The organism is Burkholderia sp. 8Y (assembly GCF_902506145.1).
Taxonomy (GTDB): Bacteria; Pseudomonadota; Gammaproteobacteria; order Burkholderiales; family Burkholderiaceae; genus Caballeronia.
This window is the reverse complement of sequence record NZ_LR733520.1, coordinates 2,112,192-2,138,531: the sequence shown is the minus strand read 5'-3', so window position 1 is coordinate 2,138,531 and position 26,340 is coordinate 2,112,192. Positions and strand designations below refer to the sequence as shown.

Below are 26,340 nucleotides of genomic sequence, written 5' to 3'. Positions count from 1 at the left end.
GGGGTTATCAATGTGCGCTCACCCTCATAACCAGACAGGTTTTGTGGTTCAGGCGCGAAAATCAGCCCACAAATAAGCATTGTCTGCTTATTATTCACACCAGCGGACCGATTCCGCCAACGTCTCGTTCCCATCGGTCACGGCAACCCGGCGAAGTTCGGGAAACGCCTTGATGCAATGCAATGGCCGAGTAACTCTTCCGCACCCTGGAAACAAAGCTGCAGAGGATGACCATGCCTTACGCCACTCTCGAACCCGCTGTGATGGGTTGGACACCTCCCTCGACGCGACCGTCGCAGGTCGAGTTGAAACGCATCGCGATTTTGCTGTTCGACGGATTCTCGCTTCTGGGCGCGGGAATCGTCGCTGAAGTGTTTCACATGGCAAACGAACTCTCGTCGCTGAAGACGCGCGCCGAGTGCACCTACGACGTGCGATTCCTGTCGGTCGAAGGCGGCAACGTGGCTTGCGCCTCGTCGGTGCGCGTGTGGACCGACGGACTCGACGCGCGCCACTACGGCGGCTTCGACGCGCTCTTCGTCGCGGGCGGCCGCGGCGCCGAGGAAGCCGCGAAGGACGAGCGCATCGTCGAATGGGTGCGCCGCATGAACTCGAAGACCACGGTCGTGAAGGCGATCTCCGAGGGCCGCAAGGTGCTGGAAGCCGCGGGCATCGGGAGCGCAGGCAGCGCGGTGATCGCAGGCATCGCGGGCGAAGCGCAGACGCGCTACGGCAACGCGATGATCCAGCTTCGCGACGATCCTGCAGCCGACGGCGGCGACCGCTATGAGTCGATGAAGGGCGCGCTCATGATCGTCAAGCGCGACCTCGGCCTCGACGTATCGCGCAGTGTCGCCGAACGCCTGATGCCGGGCTCCGCCGCGAAGCTCGTGTCGATTCTCGGCGACAGCGGCGCGGCATCCGCGGGCGACAAGATTCGCGCGGCGGCGCGCTGGCTCCAGGACAACTGCGAGCGGCCCATTTCCGTGGTCGATGCCGCGCAGGTCGCCGCGATGAGCGAACGCAACTTCCTGCGCCGCTTCAAGATCGAGATGGGCATCACGCCATCGGATTATTTGCTGCAGGCACGCCTTGCCGTGACGTGCGCGCTGCTCACCGACTCCGAACTGCCGGTGGACAAGATCGCGCGGCGCAGCGGCATGGGCAACGGCGACCGGCTCGCCAAGATTTTCCGCAAGCGTCTTCTGATTTCGCCGACCGAATACCGGATGCAGAGCCGGCGCGAAGCCAACGGCTGAAGCGCGGCACGGCATGGCAGGAGACAGAAGGTCGAAGGTCACAAGAATGCGCGTCGCCCTGTGTGTGGGATAGCGGACAGGGATGGCGCAAAGCGTCGAACATTTGGCCGGACTATCTTGGTCCGCGGGCCAATCATTCTCGGGCGGCAGCTGGCAGACAGCGCCGCGCACACGAACATGCAGGCAGGAGTCCTACGATGAGCAATGAGGCACGCACGGAAGGTGAGGTGGTGGTGGGCAGGAGCGATGTGGAGGCGGGCTCGGCCATGACGGCCGAGCCGTGCCGCCGGCTCGTGCCGGTCATTCTCGCCGGCGGCTCGGGCACGCGCCTGTGGCCGATGTCCCGTGAGCAGTTTCCCAAGCAGTTGATCGGCATTGTCGGCCGCGATTCGCTTTTGCAGGCGACCGTCTCGCGCATGAAAGGCTTCAAGGGCGGCTTCGATGTCAGCGCCGAGCCGATCATCGTGTGCGGCGAGGAGCATCGCTTCACGACGGAAGAGCAGACGCGCGAAAGCGGCGTCAGCGCGCAGATCATCGTCGAGCCGGCACGCCGCGATACGGCGCCCGCGCTCACGCTCGCGGCACTCGCCGCATGCAAGGACGGCCACGACGCGATCATGGTGGCGATGCCCGCCGATCACTCCATCGCGGATATCCCGGCACTGCATCGCGCCATCGAGATCGCGGCGGGTTACGCCGAGCGCGGCATGATCGCGACGCTCGGCATTCCGCCGACGCGCCCCGACACCGGGTTCGGCTATATCCGCCTCGGCGATGCGCTGGAGGACGGCGCGCACCAGATCGAGCGTTTCGTCGAGAAGCCCGCCGCCGAAGTCGCCGCGCAATACGTCGCGGCCGGCACGTACTGGTGGAACAGCGGCATCTTCGTGGTGCGCGCGAGCGTGTGGCTCTCCGCGCTGCAAACGCTCAACGCCGACATGCACGCGGCCTGCCGCGCGGCCCTCGGCGAAGGCCAGGACGACGGCAAGTTCTTCCGTCCGCACGCGGGCGAGTTCAGCCGCGCGCCCTCCGACTCAATCGACTATGCGGTAATGGAGCACATCGGCACGGCAAGCGCGCCGTGCGAAGGCGTCGTGGTGCCGCTCGTCGCGGGCTGGTCCGATCTCGGCTCGTGGGACGCGGTGTGGGACGCAATGGACAAGGACGATTCGGGCAACGTGGCGAGCGGCCGCGTGGTGTTCGAAGGCGCGACCTCGAGCTACGCGCGCTCGGAAGGCGGACGTCTCGTCGCCTGCGTGGGCACGACCAACATCATCGTCGTCGAAACGGATGACGCGGTGCTCGTCGCGGACCGTTCGCGCGTGCAGGACATCAAGGGTCTCGTCGCGCGCATCCGCGAACAGCATGCGCCCGAAGCGGACACGCATCGCAAGGTGCGCCGCCCGTGGGGCTTTTATGACTCCATCGAGCATGGCGACCGCTTCCAGGTGAAGCGCATCGTCGTCGCGCCGGGCGCGCGCCTGTCGCTGCAGATGCATCACCATCGCGCGGAACACTGGATCGTCGTGTGCGGCACGGCGCTCGTCACGCGCGGCGAAGAAGAGTTCCTGCTGAGCGAGAACGAATCCACGTTCATTCCGCTCGGCGTGCGGCATCGCCTGGAAAACCCGGGCAAGGTGCCGCTCGAGATCATCGAAGTGCAGTCGGGCAGCTATCTCGGCGAGGACGACATCGTGCGTTTCGACGATAAGTACGGCCGCAACTGAGCAGTGCTTCGGGGGCAGTGAGACAGCTTTCTTGCAACGGCAGGCATCACACCAAGACCGGCATGCGAGGAGGAGACAAAGGTAGGTTTGTTTGCAAGTTGAATCGTTCGGGGAATAGACATGCGCGATTTACAAGGGTTGCTCGCGCGCCTGTTCGACGTCGCCATGATCGTCGGCGGCGCGGCGGTGGCGTCGCAGATCAGGTTCGAGTACATAGTGGCACATGCGTATTCGGCAGCGTTCGTCGCGTTCGCGGCGGCGTTCTCGCTTGCGCTGTTTCCCGGCTTCGGCGTCTATGAATCATGGCGCGGCCGCAGCAAGGTGATGCTCGCCTGCCAGGTGTCGCTTGGCTGGCTCGTGGTGCAGGGCTGCGCGCTTGCGCTCATGTTCTCGCTGCATCGCCTGGACTACGTGTCGCGTCTGTGGTTCGCCTATTGGACGGCGGTGTCGGGCGGCCTCATGATCGCGGGCCGGCTCGCCATGCACGTCGTGCTGGCGCGCATGCGCAACGCGGGCATGAACCTGCATCAGGTGGCCATCGTGGGTTGCGGCAGGCATTGCAACTCCATCGTGAAGAAGCTCGACAGTGCGAAGAACGCGGGCTTTCGTGCGAGTGCGGCGCTGAATGTGGCGCCGGAAGCGGGCAGGCTCAACACGCGCGTTCCGGTGTACGAAGACCACGACGCGTTCGTGAACTTCGTGCGCACGCAGAACGTGCATGAAGTGTGGCTCGCGTTGCCGCTGTCGGAGGAGCGCACCATCCTGCGCTTCGTGAATGAGTTCCGCGACGATCTCGTCAACGTGCGCTTTATTCCCGATGTGCGCAGCCTCGCGCTCTTCGAAGCGGGCGTGACGGATCTGCTCGGCGAAACGGCGATCAACCTCGTGGCCTCGCCGCTGTCGCAAAGCGCGCTGCTGCAGAAGGAGATCTTCGACCGCCTGTTCGCGCTGCTTGCGATCATCGCCGTCTCGCCGCTGCTCATCACCATCGCGATTGCGATCAAGCTCACGTCGCGCGGCCCGGTGTTGTTCAAGCAACGTCGCAAGGGCGCGGATGGCCGCGTCTTCAAGATCTACAAGTTCCGTTCCATGCGTGTGCATACGGAACAGGCCGGCGTGCTTCGCCAGGCCACGCGCAACGATCCGCGCGTGACCCGTGTCGGAGCATTTCTGCGCCGTACCAGCCTCGATGAGCTGCCGCAGTTCTTCAACGTTCTGCTCGGCGACATGTCGGTCGTGGGTCCGCGTCCGCACGCACTGGAACATGACGACCTGTATCAGAAGGTCGTGTCGGGGTATATCCATCGTTACCGGATCAAGCCGGGCATCACCGGCTGGGCCCAGGTCAACGGCTTTCGCGGGGAAACTGATTTGATCGAAAAAATGGAAGGACGCGTCGCTCACGATTTGTACTACCTCGGTAATTGGTCGTTCGGACTCGATATGAGAATCATCGCCGCTACGATCTTCAAGGGACTACGCCACACCAACGCATATTGATGCAGGGGACGACCATCATGCACAACCAACAACAACCGGGCACCACATCCATGGCCGCCAATACGAACGTGTCGGGCGTTTTCCGGCTCTCGAGCCTGGCAGCGGCCGCTTCACTCTGCGTCATCTTCGCGGGCTGCGCGCTTGCGCCTGGCATGCACATGGAAAAGCCGGCCGCGCTCGCCGAAACGTCCAACGACCAGGGCGACACGACTTCGGCCGTGAACATTCCGATCACGCCGATCGATCTCTCGCTCGTGCGGAAGTTGAAGGCGGCGCAGCCTGTCGTCTCGGCCGATCCGAACGCGAGCCTGTATGGCAAGCCGCGCGCCTACACGCTCGGACCGGGCGACGTGCTGCAGATCACGGTATGGGATCACCCGGAACTCGTGGCCGCGGTTGGCCAGCCGGCGCAGCAGACGCGTCCCGCGGATGCCGCACCCGGCTTCGTGGTCGATGCCGACGGCAATCTGCAGTTCCCGTACGTGAACCGCCCGATCCATGTCGCGGGCAAGACCGAAACGCAAGTGCAGCGCGAGCTGTATAACGAGTTGTCCAAAGTATTCGTGAAGCCGCAACTGACGGTGCGCGTCGCATCGTTCCGTGCGCAACAGGTCTACATCGACGGTGAAGTTCGCACGCCGGGATCGCAGCAGATCAACGACATTCCGATGACGCTGACCGAAGCCATCGGCCGTGCGGGCGGTTTCGCACCAACGGCGGATCAAAGTCGTGTCACGCTTATCCGTGATGGTGTGACGTATCACATCAACATCGCTGGAATGACCGCGAAGGGCCGCAACCCGGCGGACATCATGCTGAAGGGCGGCGATGCATTGCGCATCGACTCCCGTGAAGACAACGGCGTGTACGTGATGGGCGAAGTGACGAAGCCGGCGACCGTGATCCCGATGCGCAACGGCAAGCTGACGCTCTCGGATGCGATCTCGCAGGCCGGCAGCTTCAACGCCGAGACGTCGGATCCGAAGGAGCTGTACGTCATTCGCAACGGACAGACGGACAACCCCGAGGTGTACAAGCTCGATGCGCGTTCCCCGGTGTCCATGTTGCTCGCGAACAGCTTCGAGCTGCAGCCGAAGGACGTGGTGTACGTGGACAACAACGGGCTCGTCCGCTTCAGCCGTGTCCTGAACCTGCTGTTGCCGGCCATCAACGCCGGTCTGACGGCAGCCGTCATCACCAAGTAAGAGCAGAAGCAAGTCTTAGATTCTTGCAGTATCACCGGCGCGCAGGGGCGCGCCGGCTACCTTGTGTGACCTTCAAAGAAATAAGCGAGCGAGACCATGGCCATGAACTTTGATGCACGCTACTCGGACGTCTCGACCGGCGACGAGTTGCGATTATCCGACTATCTGGCTGCCGTATTCGGCAACTGGAAACTCGTGACGGTCGTCATGCTCGCGGTGGTCGCGCTGGGGACGGCCTACGCATTCATCGCGCCGCCGACCTACAAAGCGGACGCCCTCATTCAGGTCGAAGAGACCAACGCGAACAACAACGCCAACGCGAATGCGAACGCGGTGCAAGCCGTCTCGCAGATGTTCGATGGCAAATCGACCACCGCCGCGCAGATCGAACTGCTGCGTTCGCGCCTCGTCGTCGACGACACGGTGCGCCGCCTGCATCTCGACATCAGCGCCGCGCCGCATTCCATTCCGGTCATCGGCGGTGCGGTCGGCAGCGTGTTCTCGATGCTGAACATGACGCCGCCCGCAGGCTACCTGTCGCGCTTCGCATGGGGCAATGAACAGATCAGCGTGCCGCTCTTCGACACGCCGAAGGAACTCTACGACCAGAAGTTCACGCTCGTTGCCGGCGAGAACGGCATGTATGCGCTGAACGATCCGGAAGGCGTCGCGGTGCTCACGGGCAAGGTCGGCGAGCAAGCCACCGGTATGACGGCGCAAGGCCCGATCAAGCTCAAGGTGGACAAGCTGGTGGGCGCGCCTGGCGTGCAGTTCGACCTGCAACGCTTCTCGACGCTCACGACCATCGACAATCTCCAGCAGCGCCTGACGGTTGCTGAGACGGCGCTGCAATCGGGCATCATCAGCGTGAGCCTGGAAGGGCGCAATTCGAAGGAAGTCGCGCAGATCGTCAACAACATCGCGAACCGCTACGTGCAGCAGGATGCGGACAAGCGTTCGGCCGAAGCGGAACACACGCTCGCGTTTCTGGATCAGCAACTGCCTGTCCTGAAGAAGCAGCTCGACGATGCAGAACAACGCTACAACACGTTCCGCAATCATCAGGGCACGGTGGACTTAAGCGAGGAAAGCCGTCTGTTGCTGCAACAGATCGTCGATAACAAAACCAAGCTCACGGACCTGCAACAGCAACGCGCGGAACTGTCGCAACGCTTCACGCCGAATCATCCCTCGGTGCAGGCTCTCGATGCGCAGATCGCAGCGTTGACCGGTGCGCAGACGCGCCTCGGCAAGAACGTCTCGACGCTGCCCGATACGGAGCAAACGGCACTGCGTTATCTGCGTGACGTGCGTGTGAACACCGAGCTGTACACGAACCTGCTCAACAGCGCGCAACAACTGCGCATCGCGAAGGCAGGGCAGATCGGCAACGTGCGCGTGGTGGACTACGCACAGGCCGCCGATGATCCCGTCCGTCCGAAGCGCGTGCTCGTGATCCTGATTTCGGCTGGCGTGGGCCTCGTGCTCGGCGTGATCGTCGCGTTCATCCGCAAGTCGCTGTATGGCGGCGTGGAGCGTCCGGAAGAGATCGAAAAGCAGCTCGGCGTGCGTGTGTTCGCCATCGTGCCGCGCAGCACGCAGCAACTGCGCCTGCAACGCAAGGTCGGCATGCGTCGCGAAGGGTTGCACGTCCTGGCCGCGCAAGCGCCGGAAGATGCAGCGGTGGAAGGCATTCGCGGCCTGCGCACGTCGCTGCAACTGCAAATGGCCGATGCGCGCAACAACGTGGTGATGCTCACGGGCTCGCGTCCGGAAGCGGGCAAATCGTTCCTGTCGGTGAACCTCGCGACGCTCGTTGCATCCACGAGAAAGCGCGTACTCCTGATCGATGGCGACATGCGTCGCGGCGACATTCACTCGCACTTCGGCGTGCGTCATTCGCCGGGCCTTTCGGATGTGCTGATGGGCGCGGACGTGTCGAGCGCGATTCTGCATGATGTGCTCCCGGGCGTGGACCTCATCACCAAGGGCTCGCTGCCGTCGCATCCGTCGGAACTGCTCGCGAGCGATCGTCTCGGCGAAGTGCTGGACCAGCTCAAGCAGATGTATGACCTCGTGGTCGTCGATACGCCGCCGGTGCTGGCTGTCACTGACGCGACGGTGATCGGCAAGCATGCGGGCACGAGCCTGCTCGTCGTGCGGCACGGCAAGAACCAGGTGCAGGAAATCGGCGAGACGATGAAGCGCCTGCATCACGGCGGCGTGAGCATGAAGGGCGTGCTGCTCACCGACGTTCCGCAATCGAAGATCCTGATGGGCAGCACCTACGCCGGCTACTACGGCTACGAAAGCATTGCCGAATAAGGCGTGCAAAAACAGAAATAACAATGATGGCGCGTCGCCGCGCGCCAACTTCAGACCGCAGAATAAGAGGTTACACATGGACCGCAAAGTTGCTTTGATCACGGGTATCACGGGGCAAGACGGGTCGTATCTTGCCGAACTCCTGCTCGAGAAGGGTTATGAGGTGCACGGCATCAAGCGCCGTAGCTCGCTCTTCAACACGGACCGCATCGATCATCTGTATCGTGATCCGCACGATCCGGATCAGCGTCTGTTCCTGCATCACGGCGACCTGACGGATTCGACGAGTCTCGTGCGCATCATCCAGCGCGTGATGCCCGACGAGATCTACAACCTGGCGGCGCAATCGCACGTGGGCGTGTCGTTCGAAGAGCCGGAATACACCGCCAACGCGGACGGTCTGGGCGCACTGCGCATTCTCGAAGCGATCCGCATTCTCGGCCTCGAAAAGAAGACGCGTTTCTACCAGGCTTCGACGTCGGAACTGTATGGTCTCGTGCAGGAAATCCCGCAGCGCGAAACCACGCCGTTCTATCCGCGCAGCCCGTATGCCGTGGCGAAACTCTACGCCTACTGGATCACGGTGAACTACCGCGAAGCGTATGGCATGTACGCGTGCAACGGCATTCTGTTCAACCATGAATCGCCGGTGCGCGGCGAGACGTTCGTGACGCGCAAGATCACGCGCGCCATTGCACGCATGGCGGTGGGCCTGCAAGACGATCTGTATCTCGGCAATCTGTCCGCCATGCGCGACTGGGGCCATGCGCGCGACTACGTCGAGATGCAATGGATGATGCTGCAACAGGAACAGGCCGAAGACTTCGTGATCGCCACCGGCGTGCAGTACAGCGTGCGCGAATTCGTGCAGCACGCGGCCGCCGAACTCGGCGTGCACGTTCGCTTCGAAGGCGAGGGCGTGAACGAAGTGGGTATCGTCGATCGTATCGACAACCGCGACACCAAGTTCAAGCCGGGCCAGGTGATCGTCAAGGTCGATCCGCGCTACTTCCGTCCGACCGAAGTCGAAACGCTGCTGGGCGACCCGACCAAGGCGCATGACAAGCTCGGCTGGAAGCCGGCCACGTCCTTCGAATCCCTCGTGAAGGAAATGGTCCGCGCCGACTATCAGATCGCCCGTCGCGATGCCCTCGTGACGCTCGCCGGTTTCAAGGCTCTCGAACATCACGAGTAAGCCATGAACAAGCACGCACGCATTTTCGTCGCGGGGCACCGCGGCATGGTGGGCTCGGCGCTCGTGCGCCGTCTGAGCGCAGCCGGCTACGACAACATCGTGACACGCACGAAGGCGCACCTCGACCTGACCGATCAGGGCGGCGTGAACCTGTTCTTCGAAGAAGAGCAGATCGACGTCGTGTTCCTGGCGGCGGCGCGCGTCGGCGGCATTCTCGCGAATTCGACGATGCCCGCCTCGTTCATCTACGAGAACCTCGCCATCGAAACGAACGTGATTCACGCGGCCTGCCGCTGGAACGTTTCGAAGCTCGTGTTCTTCGGGTCCTCGTGCATCTATCCGAAGGCGTGCCCGCAGCCGATCAAGGAAGAGTACCTCCTGCAATCGGCGCTGGAACCGACCAACGAAGCGTATGCCATCGCGAAGATCGCGGGTCTCAAGATGTGCGAGGCGTATAACCGTCAATACGGCACGCACTTCGTCTCGCTCATGCCGACGAACCTGTACGGCCCGAACGACAACTACGACCTGAAGAGCAGCCACGTGCTGCCCGCGCTCATCCGCAAGGCGCACGAAGCGAAGCTGCGCGGCGACGCGACGCTGCCCGTGTGGGGTACGGGCTCGCCGCGCCGCGAATTCCTGCACGTCGACGATCTCGCCGATGCAGCGACCTTCCTCATGGAAAGCGACGTGAACGAAGGCGTATTCAACGTCGGCGTCGGCCATGACCTGACCATCAGCGAACTGGCGCATACCGTCTGCCGCGTGGTGGGCTTCGAGGGTGAGCTCGTATTCGATGCGAGCAAGCCGGACGGCACCCCGCGCAAGCTGCTGGATGTGTCGCGGCTCGAAGGCATGGGGTGGAAGGCGTCGACCGGGCTGGAAGACGGCATTCGCGCGACCTATCGCGACTTCCTTGATCGCTACGCATCGATGCAGCCGGCGCCCGTCGCTGCCTGAAACGCGCGGCATCCAATTGGCATCCAGTTGCAGGGAAAATAACAATGTCTTCAGTGACGATCTTTCATAACGTCGTGTGGTCGCGGCACAAGGGGGCGGTGCTGTCGGCGCTGCATAACATCGCGGGGTCCGGTTCGATCCGTTATTCGATGGTGCAGATCGCCGACACGGAGCACGACCGCATCGGCTTCTCGGATGTCGACTACTCGTATCACCGCTACCCGATGACGAAGCTCTATAGCGGCTGCTACGAAGACGTGCCGACGTGGCGCATGACCGTGCGCCTCGTGTGGGAAGTGCTCAAGGCCAAGTCCGATCTCGTGGTTCTTCCCGGTTATCACCGCCCGGAATACTGGGCGATGATGGCAGCGTGCATCGTGACCGGAAAGCGCCGCGCCGTGTTTTGCGATTCGACCGGACGCGATAATCCGCGCCGCATGCTGACGTCTATTCCGAAGCGTGTGTTTTTCGCGCTGTGCGACGGCTACTTCGCATTCGGCACGCGCAGCCGCGAATACCTGATGTCGCTCGGCGCGAAGCAGGAGAAGATCTTCATTCCGTGCCAGGCCGCCGCGCTGCCGCGTTCGTTTTCGCCGGAGACGGTCGTGGACGATCGCCTTGCGCATCGGCAAGGCAACAAGCCGGTGTTTCTGTTCGTTGGCCGGCTTTCGGCGGAAAAGGGAATAGATACGCTTGTCGATGCGTTCAAGCAGTTGAGGAAGAGCGTGCCGAATGCGGAGTTGCGCATAGTCGGCACCGGTCCTCTCGGGGATGATCTGAAGAAGCAGGTGTCGGAAGCGGGACTGCAAGAGGCCGTGCACTTTCTGGGCAGCCTTCAGGACGAGCCGCTCTCGCGCGAGTATTTCAGCGCGACGTGCATGGTGCTGCCGAGCAAGCGCGAACCGTGGGGTCTCGTGACCAACGAGGCGCTGAGTCATGGCTGCCCGGTGATCGTGAGCGAGAGCTGCGGCTGCGTGCCGGAACTGGTCGTCGAGGGCGTGTCGGGCTATGCGTTCCCCGCAGGCGATGTCGCGAGCCTGCATCGGACGATGCTCAAGTCGCTCGAAGCGTTCGCCGATACGGCGGGCGTCGCCAAACGCTGTACCGACGTGATTCAACGTTTCGATCCGCCTTCGGCTGCGGCCAACATCGCGCGGGGATGCGCGCTGTTGCTGACCAGCTGAAGATGTGACGGTTGGGTCGTTTCCGGAAATCACCAACGGGACAAACGTCAAGGAGGACGAAGGAAACAGAGATGGGATAAGACGCCGTTGGGTCGCGGTCTTCGCGTCCCGATGGCTGGCGCTTTGCGGGCGAAAGGGCACGTTCGGGGCTCAGGGCGCGATTGTCGGGCGAGGGACCACATGAGAATACTGATCTACGGGCTGAACTATGCGCCCGAGTTGACGGGAACCGGCAAATACACGGCGGAAATGGCGGAAGCGTTGGCCCAGAACGGGCACGACGTGCGCGTCGTTTGCGCGCCGCCGTACTATCCGGAATGGAAGATCGGCGATGGCTATGCGAGCTGGCGGCATCGCTTCGAAACGCGCAAGGGCGTGCGTCTGTGGCGCGCGCCGCTGTGGGTGCCGAAGAAGCCGAGCGGTGCTAAGCGCATGCTGCATCTCGGCTCGTTCGCGCTGGCCTCGCTGCCCGCGCTCATCATGCATGCCCTGTGGCGTCCGCATGTCGTGATGACGATCGCGCCGAGCCTGATGAATGCGCCGGGCGCACTGGCGCTCGCCCGCCTGACCGGCGCGCGATCATGGCTGCATATTCAGGACTTCGAAGTAGACGCCGCGTTCGATCTCGGTCTGCTGAAGAACGCACGCGCGGCGCGTAGCGCGCTCGCATTCGAACGCTGGCTGATGAAGCGGTTCGATGTCGTCTCGTCGATCTCGGACAAGATGGTGGAGCGTGCGGTGAAAAAGGGCGTCGCGCCCGCCAACGCGTTCCATTTCCCGAACTGGGTCGATACGACCGCGATCTACCCGATCGACGGCCCGAGCAGCTTCCGTCGCGAGCTCGGCATCGGCGAGCATACGAAGGTGGTGCTCTATTCGGGCAACATGGGCGCAAAGCAAGGTCTCGAAATCCTGGCCGAAGCCGCCGCCGCGCTCGCCGCCCGCGACGATATCGTGTTCGTGTTCTGCGGCAACGGTGCGACCAGGAAGAAGCTCCAGGAACGTTGCGCTGATCTGCCGAACACACGCTTTCTCTCGTTGCAGCCCATCGAGCGTCTCAACGACCTGTTGAATCTCGCGGACATTCACGTGCTGCCACAGCGCGGCGACGTGGCCGACCTCGTGATGCCGTCGAAACTCACGGGCATGTTCGCGAGTGCGCGCGCAGTCGTCGCGATGGCGCAGCCGGGAACCGAGTTGTACGAGGCGGTATCGGGACGCGGCGTCGTCATTCCGCCGGAGAGCGTCGAAGCCCTGACGGATGCCATCACCATGCTCGTTCGCAATCCGGCGCTGCGTGCGCGTTACGGCGAGGAAGGGCGTCTCTTCGCGCAGGAACGGTTGTCGCCGCAGTCGGTGTTCGCGCGGCTCGAAGAACGTCTGAAGTCGCTGATCGGCGATACGGCCGACACTCGCTTGAGCGATGCCGTCGACATCTCCATGGTGCGTATCGCGGAACGCGCGCCCATCCTGCCGCAGGTCGAGAAGATCGAGTGAGCAGTCTTGCCGGTCATCCGGCGCGTCATGCAAGACGCGCCGGATAACCGCGTGTCATTGATCAATAAGGCGACTTGTAGATGTCTCGCGCCCGCGCAGCTTTGGCCGGCGCCTTCAAGCCATTGGCCGTCGGATAAAGCGTGGCGGCGGCGCCTTGCGGCATCAGCATCGCTTTTGCATCGTCATTGCGCGCAACGCGCCGAAGCTGCGCGCCCGCGCCCGGATTGCCCACGTATCCATTCTGCTGCGCGAGCAGCTTGTCGGTCGGCGAGATGCCTTGCGCGGTCTGCGCGTTGGTGATCGGCCCGCGCTGTCCGCCCCGGCCGTTGGTCGGTGCGCCATACGGATCTCTATAGGTATCGGGGCTGCCGAGCAGATCCATTTCCCCCGGCGCGCCGCCGCCCGCTTGTTTCGTGCTGATGGCGGCATCGGCGAAGTTGCCCGCATGCGCCAAGGACGATGCAGCGAGCGCGCATGGCCCCAATGCAGCGATGAGAAGCGGCATGAGCGCCGCGCGTAGCTCGTGTTTCATGGGTCTCTCCAGGCTGATTACGTTAAGCGTTATACAGACCGCGCATGCGCTCATCGGTACGCTATCTCACGCGGCATGATGCATTAGATTCAGCATAGGGTGATGGATCAGCCACCAGCGCCAAAAGTCTTGCCGATACGGCCAACCGTGCCGCACCGCACATGGCGCGTTTTAACGTTCGCTGATAATTCGTTCACCGTATGCAGTCGCAGACGAAGAAGCGAGACGACACGGGACGAGCGCGCGAGCAACGCGCGCCGAAATACAAGGCCAACGATGAATCGCCTGCGCGCATGTCGCAGCAGGCCGACAGCGACACGGGCGGGGAGCCATGGACAGAGCGATCGACGAGCGGGGCATCGGCGCGGCCGGCAACGCGGGCTTCGACGGCACGCGCGAGACATCCGCGAGACGCGACAAGGTCATCGACCTGTCGCTCGCAGGCCCAGGCAATTTCGTTGCGAAGCGTGGCTTTTTCATCGAGCTCGTATGGTTCTTCGTCGAAGCGTGCTTCATCAATAACAAGCTCATACCGGTTTCATTCGTGCGCGTGGCGTTGCTGCGCGCGTTCGGCGCGCGCATCGGCAGGAACTGTCGCATGCCGCATCCCATACGGGTGAAAGCGCCGTGGAATCTCAGTGTCGGCGACAACTGCTGGTTCGGCGTCGATGCATGGATTTATAACCAGACCGATATTCGCATCGGCTCGAATGTCTGCATCTCGCAGGGGACGTTTCTGACGACGGGATCGCACGATGCCGCCGGCAACATGGACTTGCAGGTCGCACCGATCGTGATCGAGGACGGCGTCTGGATCACATCCAGGTGTGTCGTGCAGATGGGCGTCACCATTGGCCGCTCGGCGCTCGTCACGCCGCAGTCGGTGGTGCATCGCTCGCTGGAGGCGGAAGGCGTATACGGCGGCAATCCGGTGCGCTTCATCAGAAAACGCTTCCCGGCGTGAATGGATATTGGCAGTCGAGAGCGCAGTGATCCGATCGGGGCGACACGTACCCCGGTGCGATCCTGCGGCACCGCTTAAGCATGAAAACAAGAAGGAGCACGGGGAATGTTCATTGACAGCCGCAGCGTCGAGGAAGGCGCAGTCATAGAGACCACGGTTTGCATCGTCGGCGCGGGCGTGGCGGGGATCACGCTTGCGCTGGAACTGGAAAAGCAGGGCATCGACGCGTGTCTGCTCGAAAGCGGCGGATACCGTGCCGACGACGAAACGCGCGACCTGTATCGCGGGGAAAACGTTGGGGTTCCTTACGAATTCGCCGACGGCTGCCGTAGCCGCTTTCTCGGCGGCAGCAGCAATTGCTGGGGCGGATGGTGCCGCCCGCTCGACCCGTGGGACTTCGAAAAGCGCGACTGGGTAGCAGACAGCGGCTGGCCGTTCGGCCTCGACGAACTGCGTCCTTACTACGCCCGCACGCATGCGTTGCTCCAGCTCGGCGAGAACAACTTCGACCCGGCCTATTGGGAAGCGGCGATTCATCGGCCGGACGTGCGGCGTCATCCGTTCCCGAGCGGCAACGTGCGCGACACGATCTCGCAGTTCAGCCCGCCGGTGCGCTTCGGCAAGGTGTATCGCAAGCAATTGCTGGCCGCGCAGAACGTGCGCGTGTTCCTCTTCGCCAACGCGCTCAACATCGATACCGATGGCGACGCGCGCTCGGTAACGAAGATCGACGTGGGCACGCTGTCTGGCCGACGCTTTGGGATTCGCGCGAAGGTATTCGTGCTGGCGACGGGCGGCATCGAGAACGCGCGTCTCTTGCTATCGTCGAACAAGGTGCAGACGGCGGGCATCGGCAACGGCAACGATCTCGTCGGCCGCTACTTCATGGATCATCCGCGGATCATGTCGGCCAATGTGCGCTTCAAGAAGGAATGGTCGCGCAACAAGCTCTACGACATCAAGTATCACTATCAGAACAAGGCGGTGTCCGCGCACGGCACGTTCATCTCGTCGCAATTCGCGCTGACGCAGCAAGTGCTCGAACGCGAGAAGCTGCTCAACGCACGCGCATGGTTCTATTCGGTGTTTCGTGGCGAGAACACGAAGGGCTCCGAAGCCCTGATTCGCGCGAAGCAGGCGATGCTCAAGAAGGATCAGCCCGGCTACAGCATGACGGGCGATGTGATGACGATGCTCGCGCATCCGCTCGATACCGCTTGCTTCGGTCTCGCGCGTCTGTTGCAGCCGCGTCCGCTCATCACCGAAGTCAAGATTCAGACGATCGTGGAAGCCGAACCGAACCGCGACAGCCGCGTGACGCTGTCCGCGCAGAAGGACTCGCTCGGCATGCACCGCGTGAAGGTGAACTGGCAGGTGACGGAGCTGGTGAAGCGGACGTTCGACCGCACCGTCGCGCATATCGCGACGGAGTTGCAACGCGGCGGCGTGGCCGACGTGACGCTCGACGAGCCGCTCGAAGGCAAGCCGTGGCCCGCGCAGCTCGAAGGCACGTGGCATCACATGGGCACGACGCGCATGCACGATTCGCCGAAGCAGGGCGTCGTGGATCGCAACCTCAAGATTCACGGCATGAGCAACCTGTATGTGGCGGGCAGTTCCGTGTTCCCGACCGTGGGCGCGAACTTCCCGACCATCACGATCGCGGCGCTGACGTTGAGGCTCGCGGCGCATCTCGGGCGCGTCATCAAGGGCGATGAGACGATCAGCACGCTCGTCACGTCGTCCGGCACGCCGATCAAGAACGAGACACCAGCCGACGTGCCGATGGCGGCTTCGGCAATGCATATGCGGGGAGACCTGGCGTAACAGCCGGCGTTTGGGGAAAGGGGACGCCGCCGGTCGGACGACCGGCGGCGTTTTCTTTTGGCGAAGCGGCAGTGCAGTGAGCAGCGTGGCTATAATCGCCTTCCGTCTTCGCTCATGAATGAATCGCCGTGAAAAAGCTCACCGTTCTCGCGCTCGCTTCGCTGTTGCTCGCCGCCTGCTCGTCCGCTGAAAAAGAGGCGCAGCGTGCCGAAGGCTTCTCGCACTCGGAGCAATCGCTCGATGTGGCGCAGCGCAACGCGACCGTCCAGTGCCGTGACGCCGCGCAATGCGATGCAATGTGGACGCTGACGAAGCGTTATATCGAACAGAACTCGAATCAGCCGGTGATTCGCGCGGATGCGGTGGCCATCGAAACCGACGTGCCTTCGCGCTCGGGCAAGCCCGTCTATTCGGCCACGCGCGTGACCAAAGGCAATAGCGCGACGATTGCGCTGTATGCGCAATGTCGCGGCATGTATGGTCCGGAACGGGTGCGTGGATCGGATTACGACGACTGCGCGAGCAAGATCATCGCGGTGCAGAACCGCTTTGCCGCTTATCTAAAGTCGGCTCAGGATCAGTAACGTTCGAAGGACGCCGAGAGCGTGCCTTGCGAGAGGCCGCCGTCGCGCGTATTCGCCGTTTCTCGCAGCACGCGTGCAAGGTCCTTGGACATCGCTTCGACATGGAAGCGGTGCATAAACGTGGTCAGCGCCTGTTCGCGCATGGCGGACGCCGCCTCATCATCCATGCGCAGCCATGCCGATAGCGCGTCGATGGTGCCCTCGACCGTATCGCTTGCGACGATGCCCGCGCCGTCTTCCTTGACTTCGCGCCAGATGTTGACCTTGTCGGAGATCAGCACAGGCAGCCCGGAGCCGAGCGCCTCGGCCACCGCAATGCCGAAGTTCTCCTGATGCGACGGCAGCGCGAACGCATCGCTCGTGCGGAACGCGCCCCACTTGAGATCGCCGCTCAGCATGCCCGTCCACGTCACGCGACTCTCGATGCCCAGTTCCTTCGAGAGCGTGCGCAACTGCGTCGCCCATTCGCTGTCGTCGGGGCCGGCCATCACGAGATGCGCGCGAGCGTCGATATCGCGCACTGCTGCGAAGGCCTTCAGCAGCAGATCGCAGCCTTTCTTTTCATGGATGCGGCCGAGAAAAAGAATCGAACGCTTGCCCGCGAGCTGCGGGAATTTGGATAGAAACGCGTGACGCAGGGCGGTCGAATCGGCGGGCGGCTGGCGCGTGCCGAACGCAACCACTTCCTCATTCGCGCGATAAAGCCTGAACGATTCACGCGCGAGCAAGCGTTCTTCTTGCGTCGTGAAGAGCACGCGCCTTGCATCGCGCAATACACGATATTCGGCCAACGGCCAATAAAGGCACTTCTTCAGATGCTTGAGCGGATACGTGCGCTTGAACCACGGATCGAGCATGCCGTGCGGAAACACGTAGTAGGGCACGTCGCTGTCGCGCAGCGCCTTCCACGCGCCGAAGCTGTGATATTGCCAAAGTCCATTGACGATCACCGCATCGAAGCGAGCAGCATGTTCGCGCAGCCACGGCACGAGCCGCGGGCAAAGACCATAAAAGCCGCGTGACGGCCCAAGCGCATGCAGGCGAAGCGGAAAGGCGCCGAGATACGGCGCATCCGGCGCATCGAGCGAGACAACTTCGATCTCATGTCCCATCGCCCGCATACTGAGGCCGCTTTGCAGCACGCATTCAATTGGGCCCCCCGCACGCGGATCGACGGTGGAAAGCAAATGCAGAATCTTCATGACGAAACGATCCCCGGTTCGTTGGCGTGTCCAGGCCCGCTGGCTTTTGAAGCCTTTTATGCGGACGGTGCGAAGGTGCTCGCTCCCGGCGGCGCCTCGTGGCGGCTCTCGCCGTGATGTTCGTGTGCGAGGCCCGGCGCATGCGCGGGCTTCAATTCCGGCTGCGGACCGTACGGACGCCATTCGGGGCGCCAGTCATGCGCGTCGTCACGCATACCATAGTACGGTTTCCTAAATGATGGCCGATGCGCCGCCTGGGTCCGCATGGCATGGGCGATCCGCGCGAACGCCGCGACGAGCAGACCGAGCGCCACGCCGAACACGATGCCCGACAAGCGGTTGCCGAGCGGATTGCCGCCGACCGACGTGGCAGGCAGCGCGGCCACGACGAGCAATGCGCGGCCGAGCACCGGCAGATACATCGCATCGGGCGCGCGATTGCGCCACGAGCGATACGCCATCGATCCGCGATAGAGCGCCCACAGCACGGCGACAGGCAACGCGATGCCGAACAGAATCCCGCCCGCGAAGAACTGATAGACCCAAAAGTTATGGCCCGCAGCCCATTCCTTGATCGCGTAGAAGTCCTTCTTCGTGAACTGTCCCGCGAGGTACGGCAAGTACGTCGGCGAATAGCGATAGTCGTGTCCGTAGCCCTTGCCGACGAAGACTGACAGCGTGTCCGATGTCGTCTGATCGTACTGGTCCTTCATTTCGGCAAGACGCGTGATGGTCGTCGGATCGCGGCCGGATTCGGTGTCTTTCGCGAAGGACAGGCGTTGCGACCAGTGTTCGGCCACGCCTGGGAAGAACGCGGCGGACGCGGCGACCATCGCGCCGAGCAGCGATGCAATCATGATCGCGCGCAGGGCCGCCTTGAAGAGATGCTTGACGGATGGCGCGGCGAGCCACGTCGCATAGGCAAAGAGCAGCACCGTGCCGACGAGCAGACTGCGCGTCACGCTCAGCAGCTCGATCACGACGGTCGCAAGAAATAGCAACACCGTGAACTTGGTCATGCGCTTCGCGATGACGAACTCATGCAGCAAGAGCCCTTGCAGACAGAGGAAAGTCACCGAGACGATGCGAAAGCGCACGTTCTCGAGCCCGCCGCCCGTCGCCATGCCGTAGACGAAGCTGAAGATCAGCGAGGCGATCATCGACCAGTACATGGCCCGTTCCATCTGTTCCAGCCGCAGCGAGTCCCACGGACGGCAGGCGACCAGATAGCCCAGCAGCATGAGCGCGAACGGCAGGATCACGCGCATGTAGTTGCCCGGATCATTGCCCTGGATCAACTGCGTCGCGATACTGCCGACGATGGTGAGCGCGAAGAGCGACGTGACCCACGTGCGCAGCCGCGAACGCTGTGCGAAGCGTGGCGCGATCAGCAGAAGCGCGCCGCCTGCGAATATCGCGGGGACGGTGAGAAGAATCTGGATGGCCTTGCTGGCCGTTTCCGCGCCCTTGAAGTCGAATGCGAGCGGAAGTATGAAAAGCCAAATCCAGATGACGGCGAACTTGTTGCGCATGACGTTCTCTTTAGATGGCAAAGCTCGTCGAGCTTCATTTCTCGCGGTTGGATCCGCTTCGTGCCCTGGAAGCCTTTAGTCGCGTGTCGTGTGTTTGAATCAGCTTGAGCGACGGTCCCCGGGTACCCCGTATTTGTGGGTCGAATATATCAGCGGCCAAAAGCGCACGCCGTCGCGGCGGCGTTTAGCGACTAGCCTTCGGCGCGAAACGACGGATGGCCATGTGCGCCGCACCACGCTCGCGTGAGCGCACTTCTAACCGTGCAAACGACTATGTTGCCGATGCCGCATAGCGCGCCGGGCGCTGGCCGGCAAACATGCGATTCTGGCGGATCGCGCCGCTATTCCGGACCGATTATTGTCCTGCCGGCAATTGGCCGTGACGGGTCAATGGCGGCATTGACCCAATGACATCCGCGATGCGCGTGCGTGCGCCGATATGAGGACTCCCGGCGGCGAAGCATCCAATACAACATAAGCAGCATCAGACCTTCGCAGACAGGGGGAAGGCCATGAGCCTTTTCGGCGCCACACGCATGCCAGGACCCAATCGATCGATCGAGCTCGATTTCATCCGGGGACTCGCGATCATCGCAGTCATGGGGTATCACTTTCACTCATACCCGACAGGCAGCGCGTTCATTGCCGCCATCGAGTATCCGCTCAAGAGCTTCGGGCACGAGGGCGTCAATCTGTTCTTCACGCTGAGCGGCTTTCTCGTCGGCGGTCTTCTGCTCAAGCAATATGCGCAGGAAGGACGCATCGACGCCGCGCGCTTCATCGTGCGACGCATCTTCAAGATCTGGCCCGCGTACTACGCGCTCATTCTGTTTCATGTGCTAGTCGGGCGACATCCGACGAATACGTTCCTCGTGCAGAACCTCACGCACATGCAGAACTATTTCGGATCGTCGATCGCGCAGACGTGGAGCCTCGCCGTCGAAGAGCACTTCTATCTCTTCTTGCCGTTGCTGCTCATCGTGTTCGCGCGCTGGCAGACGCGCATCAACACCATTCTCGGCGTGCTCGCTTCGATTTGCGTCGCCGTGCTGATCGGGCGCAGCATCGCGGTTTATAACGGCGATCTCGAAGGCACGTTCTTCTATACGCAATACCGCATCGACAGCCTGCTGTTCGGCGTGATGCTCGCTGCGCTCTACTGGCTGAAGCCGGCGGTGTATCGCGGCATCGCGCGGAGGAAGGGTGCTTTGGTCGCGGTGGTCGCGGGGCTCGCGCTATGGCTCGTGTTCGGCACGCGCAACGTGGCGCTGGATCAAAGTATTGGTTATACCGTTCAGGCCATCGGATTCTGCGCGCTGATCGTGCTGACGGTCGAGTATTCCGGGCGCATTCGCGAGTCGCGGCTTTATCGGCTGATCGGCTGGATCGGCGTGTATTCGTATGGCATCTACCTGTGGCATTCGCTGGCGCTCGCACCGGGCGACATGCTCATTCGCCGTGCCGCCGCGCTGCATCTTCCGGCGATACCCGCATGGGGCCTCGTCATGGCGGCGCAGTTCGCCATTGCGATCGTGGTCGGCTATGTGACGACGCGTGCAGTAGAGTTCCCGTTCCTGCGCATGCGCGATGCGCTCTTCCCGGCGAAGCGCAAGCCGCAAGCGCAGAACGTGGTGGAAGGGGTGGACGTGGTGGGCAAGCAGGCTTGATTCGAACTCGCCGGTTCTTGCGATGATCGCAAGAACCGGCGTCATGCATACTGCGTCAGGCAATCGCCTGGCGCAGCGTTTCCTTGAACTGTCCGAGCGTATTGCGCTCCAGCAGATGGCCGGCCGCAACGGGACGTGTGCGGCGCGCGAGAACATCGTCGAGTGCGCGGTTGATCGAAGCCGGCGTGAGATCGTCAATCACCGGCCCCAGTTCACCCGTCCGGCAGAACCATCCGATCAAGCCGTCGGCCGTCGCAATGACCGGCTTGCCGAAGCGGAACGCCTGCACGAGCACGCCACTCATGCCGTAATGGCCTTTGTAGCCGAGCCATACGACATCGCATGCGGAGAAGAGGTCGAGTTCCATCTCGCTCGAGATGAAGCGATCCATCACGATCGGCGCAGGCGAGAGCTTGCCTGCGGCGTCGGTCAATAGCGCGCGCACGTCATTGTCCTGCGCACCTGCAATCACGAGCCTCGGCGTGTGCACGCCGTCGTTACGCTTCGCCAATGCATCCATCAGCTCGAAGATGCCTTTGCGATCGTTGATCGCGCCATAGACGAGCACGTGCGTGCCCCTCGAAAGACCGAGCCTTCGCCTCGCCGCCGATGGCTCCGCAGCCTGCGCGTCGGGAAACGGATCGGCAAGATAGTCGATGCTCGTTCCGCGCGCATGGCGGCCGTTGCGCTTCCACCAGTCGGGCAGCGTCGGGTCGATGGTCAGCAGCGTCTTCATGCCGCCCACGCGAATGGCGCGCGCGAACAGCCGCGACTTCACCGCATTGACGAGCGGACGGCGCGGCGCGCGAACACCGACGAGATGATGATGGAAATTCGAGCGCATGGTGACGCCGACCCACGGCGTAGCGCCGAACGGTGAGCGCAGAAACGGCAGCGCGAGCAGGAAATAATCGACGTACGGCACGACGACGAGCGCCACGTTGCGTTCACGGCCCGCCACCGCATAAGCATGCTTGAAGTTCGCATGGGCGCGCACATAGCTGATCGACGCGAGGCCCTTGCGCCCGCTCGGCTCGGGCGGCGCAACGAACGTGATGCCGAGCGCATCGCCGCCTTGCTCCTGAATCTGCTTGACGAGCGGATGGCCCGCATTGCGCGGCTCCGTGACGATCAGGCATCGCAGGCCCGCTTCCATATAGGCGTTCGCGGCCCATTGCGCATAGCGCCAGCGGTGGCCGCTGAAATCAGGCTCGATGATGAGAACGGTATCGTTCTTCATGAAGTGGCATCCGTCATGGTGTTTTCTATGTTTTCTAATTGGACACGGTTTCTCGTCGAAGCTCGAACGTAACACCGCGCCCGCGTATTGAATGGCCATATTTCAGCGTTTATCCGCGTCGCGCGATGTGGTGAAGAACACCAAACGTCATCCGTCAACTCGCAATAACGCGCACCGGTTGCCGAATAGCACTACGCGTTGGCGTCCGCAGCCCGCGCCGTCACGCTATTTTTGCCACAGTCGCCTGAAAAGAAGCGCGGCCTCGCGCGTACCCGTCTTCCCGGCGGGTTCCCGTGCGCGACGCGCAAGGTGGATCGCACGCGATACCGACATATCGCGGCGCCACGAATCGAAATACAGCAGCACGGGGAATGTGAGTGAGATCTGTCCGGCTATCCTTCTTGCCAGCACGCGCGCGGTTCGAGCACGATGCGGCCTTCTGGGTGCTCCTTCAACAAGTGGTCGTGCGCGGCTTCGTCGCGGTGAAGTTTCTGGCCATCGGCCGCATTCTCGGGCCTGAAGCCATCGGCGCGGTGAGTATCGCGCTGCTCGCGGTCGCCATTGCCGAATCGTTATCCGATACGGGGCTTGCACAAGCCGTCGTGCAGGGACGCAATGCCCCCACGCAAAACGAACTCGGCGCGGTATGGGCGACGCTTGCGATGCGCGGCGTGTTGATCGGCCTGTTGATCGCCGCGCTCGCGCCGTTCATGACAAGCCAGTTCCACCTGGGCGGCTCCATCGGTCTGATTCTGCTTGCGGCCATCTTGCCGATGGTGCGCGGCGTCGCATCGCCGGCGTACTTCACCGTTACGCGGCAGCGCGGCTTTCAGAAGCTGGCGGGCGTGGAGACATCGGCCGCGTTCACCGACTGCGCCGTGGGGCTCGTATGCGCGCTGTCGGGCGCGGGCGCGTACTCGGTGCTGATCGGCCTCGTCGCGGGCGAGTTGCTTAAGACGACGCTCACGTGGACCGCCATGTCGCCGCGTCCGCCTATCCGCTTTTCGTTCGCGGGCATTTCGCACTACGTGAACTTCAGCCGCTGGATCTGGGCGGGCAGCGTCGTGAATCTTCTGCTGAACCAGTTCGACAAGGTCGTCGTCGCGAAGCTGCTCGGTCCGCTGCAACTGGGCGCGTATCAGATGTCGTCGAAGCTCGCGCAAATGCTGCTCGCCGATGCCGCTATCGCCATGTCGCAGTATCTGTTTCCGACGTTCTCGGAGCATCATCGACGCGATGTCGCGGGTGCGCGCAAGCTGTTTCGCCGTTATCTGCTGCTGGCCGCAGTGGGGCTCACGGTGCTCGTCATCGCGCTGCGCGTCGCGGCAGAGCCGCTCTTCAACCTCGTGCTCGGGCCGGCGTGGCTTTCGGCAGTGCCGCTCTTTCGCATCTTCGTCATCAACATGGCGATCGGCGCGGTCATCGCAGTGCTGGTGTCGTGGCTGCGCGCGACCGGCATGCCGAAGGTGGCCACGCACGCGTCCATCGTGCAGGCTGTCGTGCTGTGCGTGACGGTGCCTGTTGCCACGCATCTGTGGGGCGTGACGGGCATCGCATGGTCGATGACCGCGGGCCTTGCGTCGGCGGCGGCATGGATGCTCTATCGCATCGTCAGGGAGGCTTGAATGCGAATCGTACATCTCGTCCTGGCACCGCGACTTTCCGGCGCCGAGGTATTGGCGAAAGACCTGGCGATTCATCAGCAAAAGAGCGGCGAAACGGTGGCGATCGCCTCGCTCATGCCGCCGCACGATGACTTCACCGCGCTGCAAGCTGAACTGGTTGCGAACGGCGTGCAGTGTCTCTTTCCGGACCGCATGCATGGACGTTTCGGCAAGCTGTGGGAGTTGCATCGAACGATCCGTGCGTATCAGGCGGACGTACTGTTCGCCCACGCGACGATTCCCGCGTTTTACGCGCGCATGCTGCCGCTCGCGGTGCCGATCGTCTACGTGATGCATTCGGCGACCAACGACTTCCAGAGCCACATGTTCCGGCGCGTCGAGCGCATGCTTTCGCGGCGCGCGCGTGCGGTGATCGCGGTATCGCCCGCGAATATCGACGATTACGTCGGCGCGGTCGGGCGGCATCCGGCCATGACGCTCATTCCGAACGGCGTCGACATGTCCCGCTTTTCGATGCGTTCCGCGAGCACCACGGCGCAGGGTTCGCAGATCGTGCAGATCGGGCGCTATACGTCGGTGAAGAATCAGCTCTCGACCGTGCATGCGTTCGAGCGGGTGGTTCAGCGCGTGCCCGATGCGCGTCTGCTGCTGTGCGGTGTGATCGAAGATCCGGCGTATCACGCGGCCGTGGGCGATCTGATCGACAAGCTCGGGCTTTCGAAAAGCGTGAGTCTGCAAGGTCCGCGCTCGGACGTGGCGGAACTGCTGTTTTCGTCGAGCGTCTTTGCCATGCCTTCGCGCTCGGAAGGGCACAGCATCGCGTTTCTCGAAGCCCTCGCGTCGGGCGTTCCGGTGGTCGCGAGCACCATCCGCCCGTTCAGCTTCGCGGCGGACTTTGCGGGTGTGCGTCTGTGCGATCCCGACGATACGAAAGCCTACGCCGATGCGCTCGTCGTCGCGCTCGGTCAGCCGCGCTCGCATCGGCCGCTGAACGGTCTGACGCTCGCTGATACGGCCGCGCGTTACCTCGCCGTCGCGCGAGAAGTCACGCAACGCCTGCCGCGTCCCGCGCCGGCATGAAGCGGCAAGGTCTACTCGTCGCGGCAAAGAAATAAGGCACTGAAACGACAACGCCGCCCGTGGGAGGGCGGCGTTGTCGTCGTGAATCAGGCGCTACTTCTTCACCGGATGCGGCCTGCGAAAGACCATCCAGCGCGGCACCTTGAAGCGCACGATGCTCACATAGAGCCACACATAAGTGGCCGCGAACACCACGACGAAGCAGAACAGATGCAGCGTATGTCGCCAGAAGAGCGTCGCGGGTATCACCGCGATGAGGCACAGCAGCCACAGATACGGCGACGTCAGCGAGTTACGGCGCGTGAGTTCGCGTGCGTTCTGCACGCCGACGGCCCAGCGCATCAGCCGCTTGTAGACGAGCATGTGAAGATGCACGCCATCCGGAATGCCGGGCGACATGCCGCGAATGAACTTCTTGCGATAGATCGAGAAGCACGTCTCGAAGATCGGGTACATGAAAAGCAGCACCGGATACCACGCCGATACATCGCGATTGCGCATGACCAGCATGATCGCGAGTTCGCCGAGCATGAAGCCGACGAAGTACGCGCCGCCATCGCCGAGGAAGATCAGGCCGGCAGGAAAGTTCCAGATGAAGAAGCCCATCACGGCGCCCATCATGATGAGCGATCCCGACAGCACGACCGGATCGTGAACCTGGAACGCCACGTAAGCGAGCGATGCGAACATCATGAACGTGACCATCGACGCGAGGCCGTTGAAGCCGTCGATGATATTCACCGCGTTGGCGAGCGCGGCCACCGCAAGCACCGTCACCGCGCATGAAATGATTGTGTAGGACAACAGAAAATCGAGCGGCGGCACGCTGATGCGCGTGACCGCGATATCGAGCAGCGCATACGCGAGGCCGGCAGCGGCCATCGTGCAGATGAGACGCACGAGCGGCGTCACGCGCTTGGTCAGGTCTTCGAAGAGCCCGGAGAGAAACGCGGGCAAGCCGCACGCGATGATGCCGAGAATGCCGCCCGACACGAGCGGATAACTCCATCGCAATTGCACGGCGGATGCGGTGAGCCCGCACAGAATGCCAACGCCGCCGATGCGCGGAACGGGGCGCGCATGAAACTTCTGCACGCCGGCGAGATCGGTATCGCCGAGCACGCCTTCCTGCAAGTGCGCAAAGCGCACGATCAACAGGGTCACGAAGAGCGAGACCAGAAAAGCAAGCGCAAAACTAAGCATGAAAGTAGACCAGTTGAGGACAGCCGCCCCGC

The 26,340-nt window shown here is 62.7% G+C and carries 20 protein-coding genes; 15 read left to right on the top strand and 5 right to left on the bottom strand.

Features of this window, described 5'->3' with window-relative positions:
• Positions 1-233 precede the first annotated feature (233 nt).
• The 9 genes from GV035_RS20595 (at position 234) to GV035_RS20555 (ending at position 12,852) form a co-directional block, all read left to right on the top strand.
• Positions 234-1,259, top strand: a complete 1,026-nt coding sequence (locus GV035_RS20595; RefSeq protein ID WP_159836805.1) for a GlxA family transcriptional regulator — start codon at positions 234-236, stop codon at positions 1,257-1,259.
• Between the two features lie 266 nt (positions 1,260-1,525).
• The gene (locus tag GV035_RS20590) at positions 1,526-2,986 is read left to right on the top strand and encodes a mannose-1-phosphate guanylyltransferase/mannose-6-phosphate isomerase (RefSeq protein WP_201304053.1); all 1,461 of its coding nucleotides are present in this window, start codon (positions 1,526-1,528) and stop codon (positions 2,984-2,986) included.
• 120 nt (positions 2,987-3,106) lie between these two features.
• Positions 3,107-4,486 (top strand): undecaprenyl-phosphate glucose phosphotransferase, encoded by a 1,380-nt coding sequence (locus GV035_RS20585; protein WP_159836803.1) that lies wholly within the window; start codon positions 3,107-3,109, stop codon positions 4,484-4,486.
• A 50-nt stretch (positions 4,487-4,536) separates the two neighbouring features.
• Positions 4,537-5,691 (top strand): polysaccharide biosynthesis/export family protein, encoded by a 1,155-nt coding sequence (locus tag GV035_RS20580; RefSeq protein ID WP_159838111.1) that lies wholly within the window; start codon positions 4,537-4,539, stop codon positions 5,689-5,691.
• Positions 5,692-5,787: 96 nt separating this feature from the next.
• On the top strand, positions 5,788-8,016 hold the full coding sequence (locus GV035_RS20575; protein WP_159836802.1) for a polysaccharide biosynthesis tyrosine autokinase: 2,229 nt from the start codon (positions 5,788-5,790) through the stop codon (positions 8,014-8,016).
• Positions 8,017-8,092: 76 nt separating this feature from the next.
• A complete protein-coding gene (gene gmd / locus GV035_RS20570; protein ID WP_159836801.1) occupies positions 8,093-9,211 on the top strand; it encodes a GDP-mannose 4,6-dehydratase in 1,119 nt (372 codons plus the stop codon).
• Positions 9,212-9,214: 3 nt separating this feature from the next.
• Positions 9,215-10,171, top strand: a complete 957-nt coding sequence (locus GV035_RS20565) for a GDP-L-fucose synthase family protein (RefSeq protein WP_159836800.1) — start codon at positions 9,215-9,217, stop codon at positions 10,169-10,171.
• Positions 10,172-10,215: 44 nt separating this feature from the next.
• The gene (locus GV035_RS20560) at positions 10,216-11,355 is read left to right on the top strand and encodes a glycosyltransferase family 4 protein (protein ID WP_159836799.1); all 1,140 of its coding nucleotides are present in this window, start codon (positions 10,216-10,218) and stop codon (positions 11,353-11,355) included.
• Positions 11,356-11,535: 180 nt separating this feature from the next.
• Positions 11,536-12,852: a glycosyltransferase WbuB gene (locus tag GV035_RS20555; protein WP_159836798.1), complete on the top strand. Its 1,317-nt coding sequence runs from the start codon at positions 11,536-11,538 to the stop codon at positions 12,850-12,852.
• Between the two features lie 61 nt (positions 12,853-12,913).
• Here the strand turns inward: GV035_RS20555 and GV035_RS29165 are convergent, their stop codons facing one another.
• Positions 12,914-13,384: a hypothetical protein gene (locus GV035_RS29165; protein ID WP_201304006.1), complete on the bottom strand. Its 471-nt coding sequence runs from the start codon at positions 13,382-13,384 to the stop codon at positions 12,914-12,916.
• A gap of 331 nt (positions 13,385-13,715) precedes the next feature.
• On the opposite strand from GV035_RS29165, the gene GV035_RS20545 reads away from it, so the two are divergent.
• The 3 genes from GV035_RS20545 (at position 13,716) to GV035_RS20535 (ending at position 16,759) form a co-directional block, all read left to right on the top strand.
• Positions 13,716-14,348, top strand: a complete 633-nt coding sequence (locus GV035_RS20545; protein ID WP_159836797.1) for a DapH/DapD/GlmU-related protein — start codon at positions 13,716-13,718, stop codon at positions 14,346-14,348.
• A gap of 105 nt (positions 14,349-14,453) precedes the next feature.
• Positions 14,454-16,175 carry an FAD-dependent oxidoreductase gene (locus tag GV035_RS20540; RefSeq protein WP_159836796.1) on the top strand — a complete coding sequence of 574 codons (1,722 nt, stop codon included), beginning with the start codon at positions 14,454-14,456 and terminating at the stop codon, positions 16,173-16,175.
• A 128-nt stretch (positions 16,176-16,303) separates the two neighbouring features.
• Positions 16,304-16,759, top strand: a complete 456-nt coding sequence (locus GV035_RS20535) for a hypothetical protein (RefSeq protein ID WP_159836795.1) — start codon at positions 16,304-16,306, stop codon at positions 16,757-16,759.
• On the opposite strand, the gene GV035_RS20530 is transcribed toward GV035_RS20535, so the two are convergent.
• Positions 16,753-17,961 (bottom strand): glycosyltransferase, encoded by a 1,209-nt coding sequence (locus GV035_RS20530; RefSeq protein WP_159836794.1) that lies wholly within the window; start codon positions 17,959-17,961, stop codon positions 16,753-16,755. The genes GV035_RS20535 and GV035_RS20530 overlap by 7 nt on opposite strands.
• Positions 17,962-18,017: 56 nt before the next feature.
• Positions 18,018-19,493, bottom strand: a complete 1,476-nt coding sequence (locus GV035_RS20525) for a hypothetical protein (RefSeq protein WP_159836793.1) — start codon at positions 19,491-19,493, stop codon at positions 18,018-18,020.
• Between the two features lie 512 nt (positions 19,494-20,005).
• Between GV035_RS20525 and GV035_RS20520 the strand changes: the two genes are divergently transcribed.
• Complete coding sequence (locus GV035_RS20520) at positions 20,006-21,160, top strand: acyltransferase family protein (RefSeq protein ID WP_159836792.1); 1,155 nt, start codon at positions 20,006-20,008, stop codon at positions 21,158-21,160.
• Positions 21,161-21,215: 55 nt separating this feature from the next.
• On the opposite strand, the gene GV035_RS20515 is transcribed toward GV035_RS20520, so the two are convergent.
• Positions 21,216-22,400 carry a glycosyltransferase gene (locus GV035_RS20515; protein ID WP_159836791.1) on the bottom strand — a complete coding sequence of 395 codons (1,185 nt, stop codon included), beginning with the start codon at positions 22,398-22,400 and terminating at the stop codon, positions 21,216-21,218.
• Positions 22,401-22,777: 377 nt separating this feature from the next.
• Between GV035_RS20515 and GV035_RS20510 the strand changes: the two genes are divergently transcribed.
• Together GV035_RS20510 and GV035_RS20505 are read left to right on the top strand one after the other, a co-directional pair.
• Positions 22,778-24,025: an oligosaccharide flippase family protein gene (locus GV035_RS20510; RefSeq protein WP_159836790.1), complete on the top strand. Its 1,248-nt coding sequence runs from the start codon at positions 22,778-22,780 to the stop codon at positions 24,023-24,025.
• Positions 24,026-25,105 (top strand): glycosyltransferase family 4 protein, encoded by a 1,080-nt coding sequence (locus GV035_RS20505; protein ID WP_159836789.1) that lies wholly within the window; start codon positions 24,026-24,028, stop codon positions 25,103-25,105. It abuts the gene before it with no gap.
• A gap of 93 nt (positions 25,106-25,198) precedes the next feature.
• Here GV035_RS20505 and GV035_RS20500 read toward each other — a convergent pair whose 3' ends face one another.
• Positions 25,199-26,308: an MraY family glycosyltransferase gene (locus GV035_RS20500; RefSeq protein ID WP_159836788.1), complete on the bottom strand. Its 1,110-nt coding sequence runs from the start codon at positions 26,306-26,308 to the stop codon at positions 25,199-25,201.
• Positions 26,309-26,340: the final 32 nt, after the last annotated feature.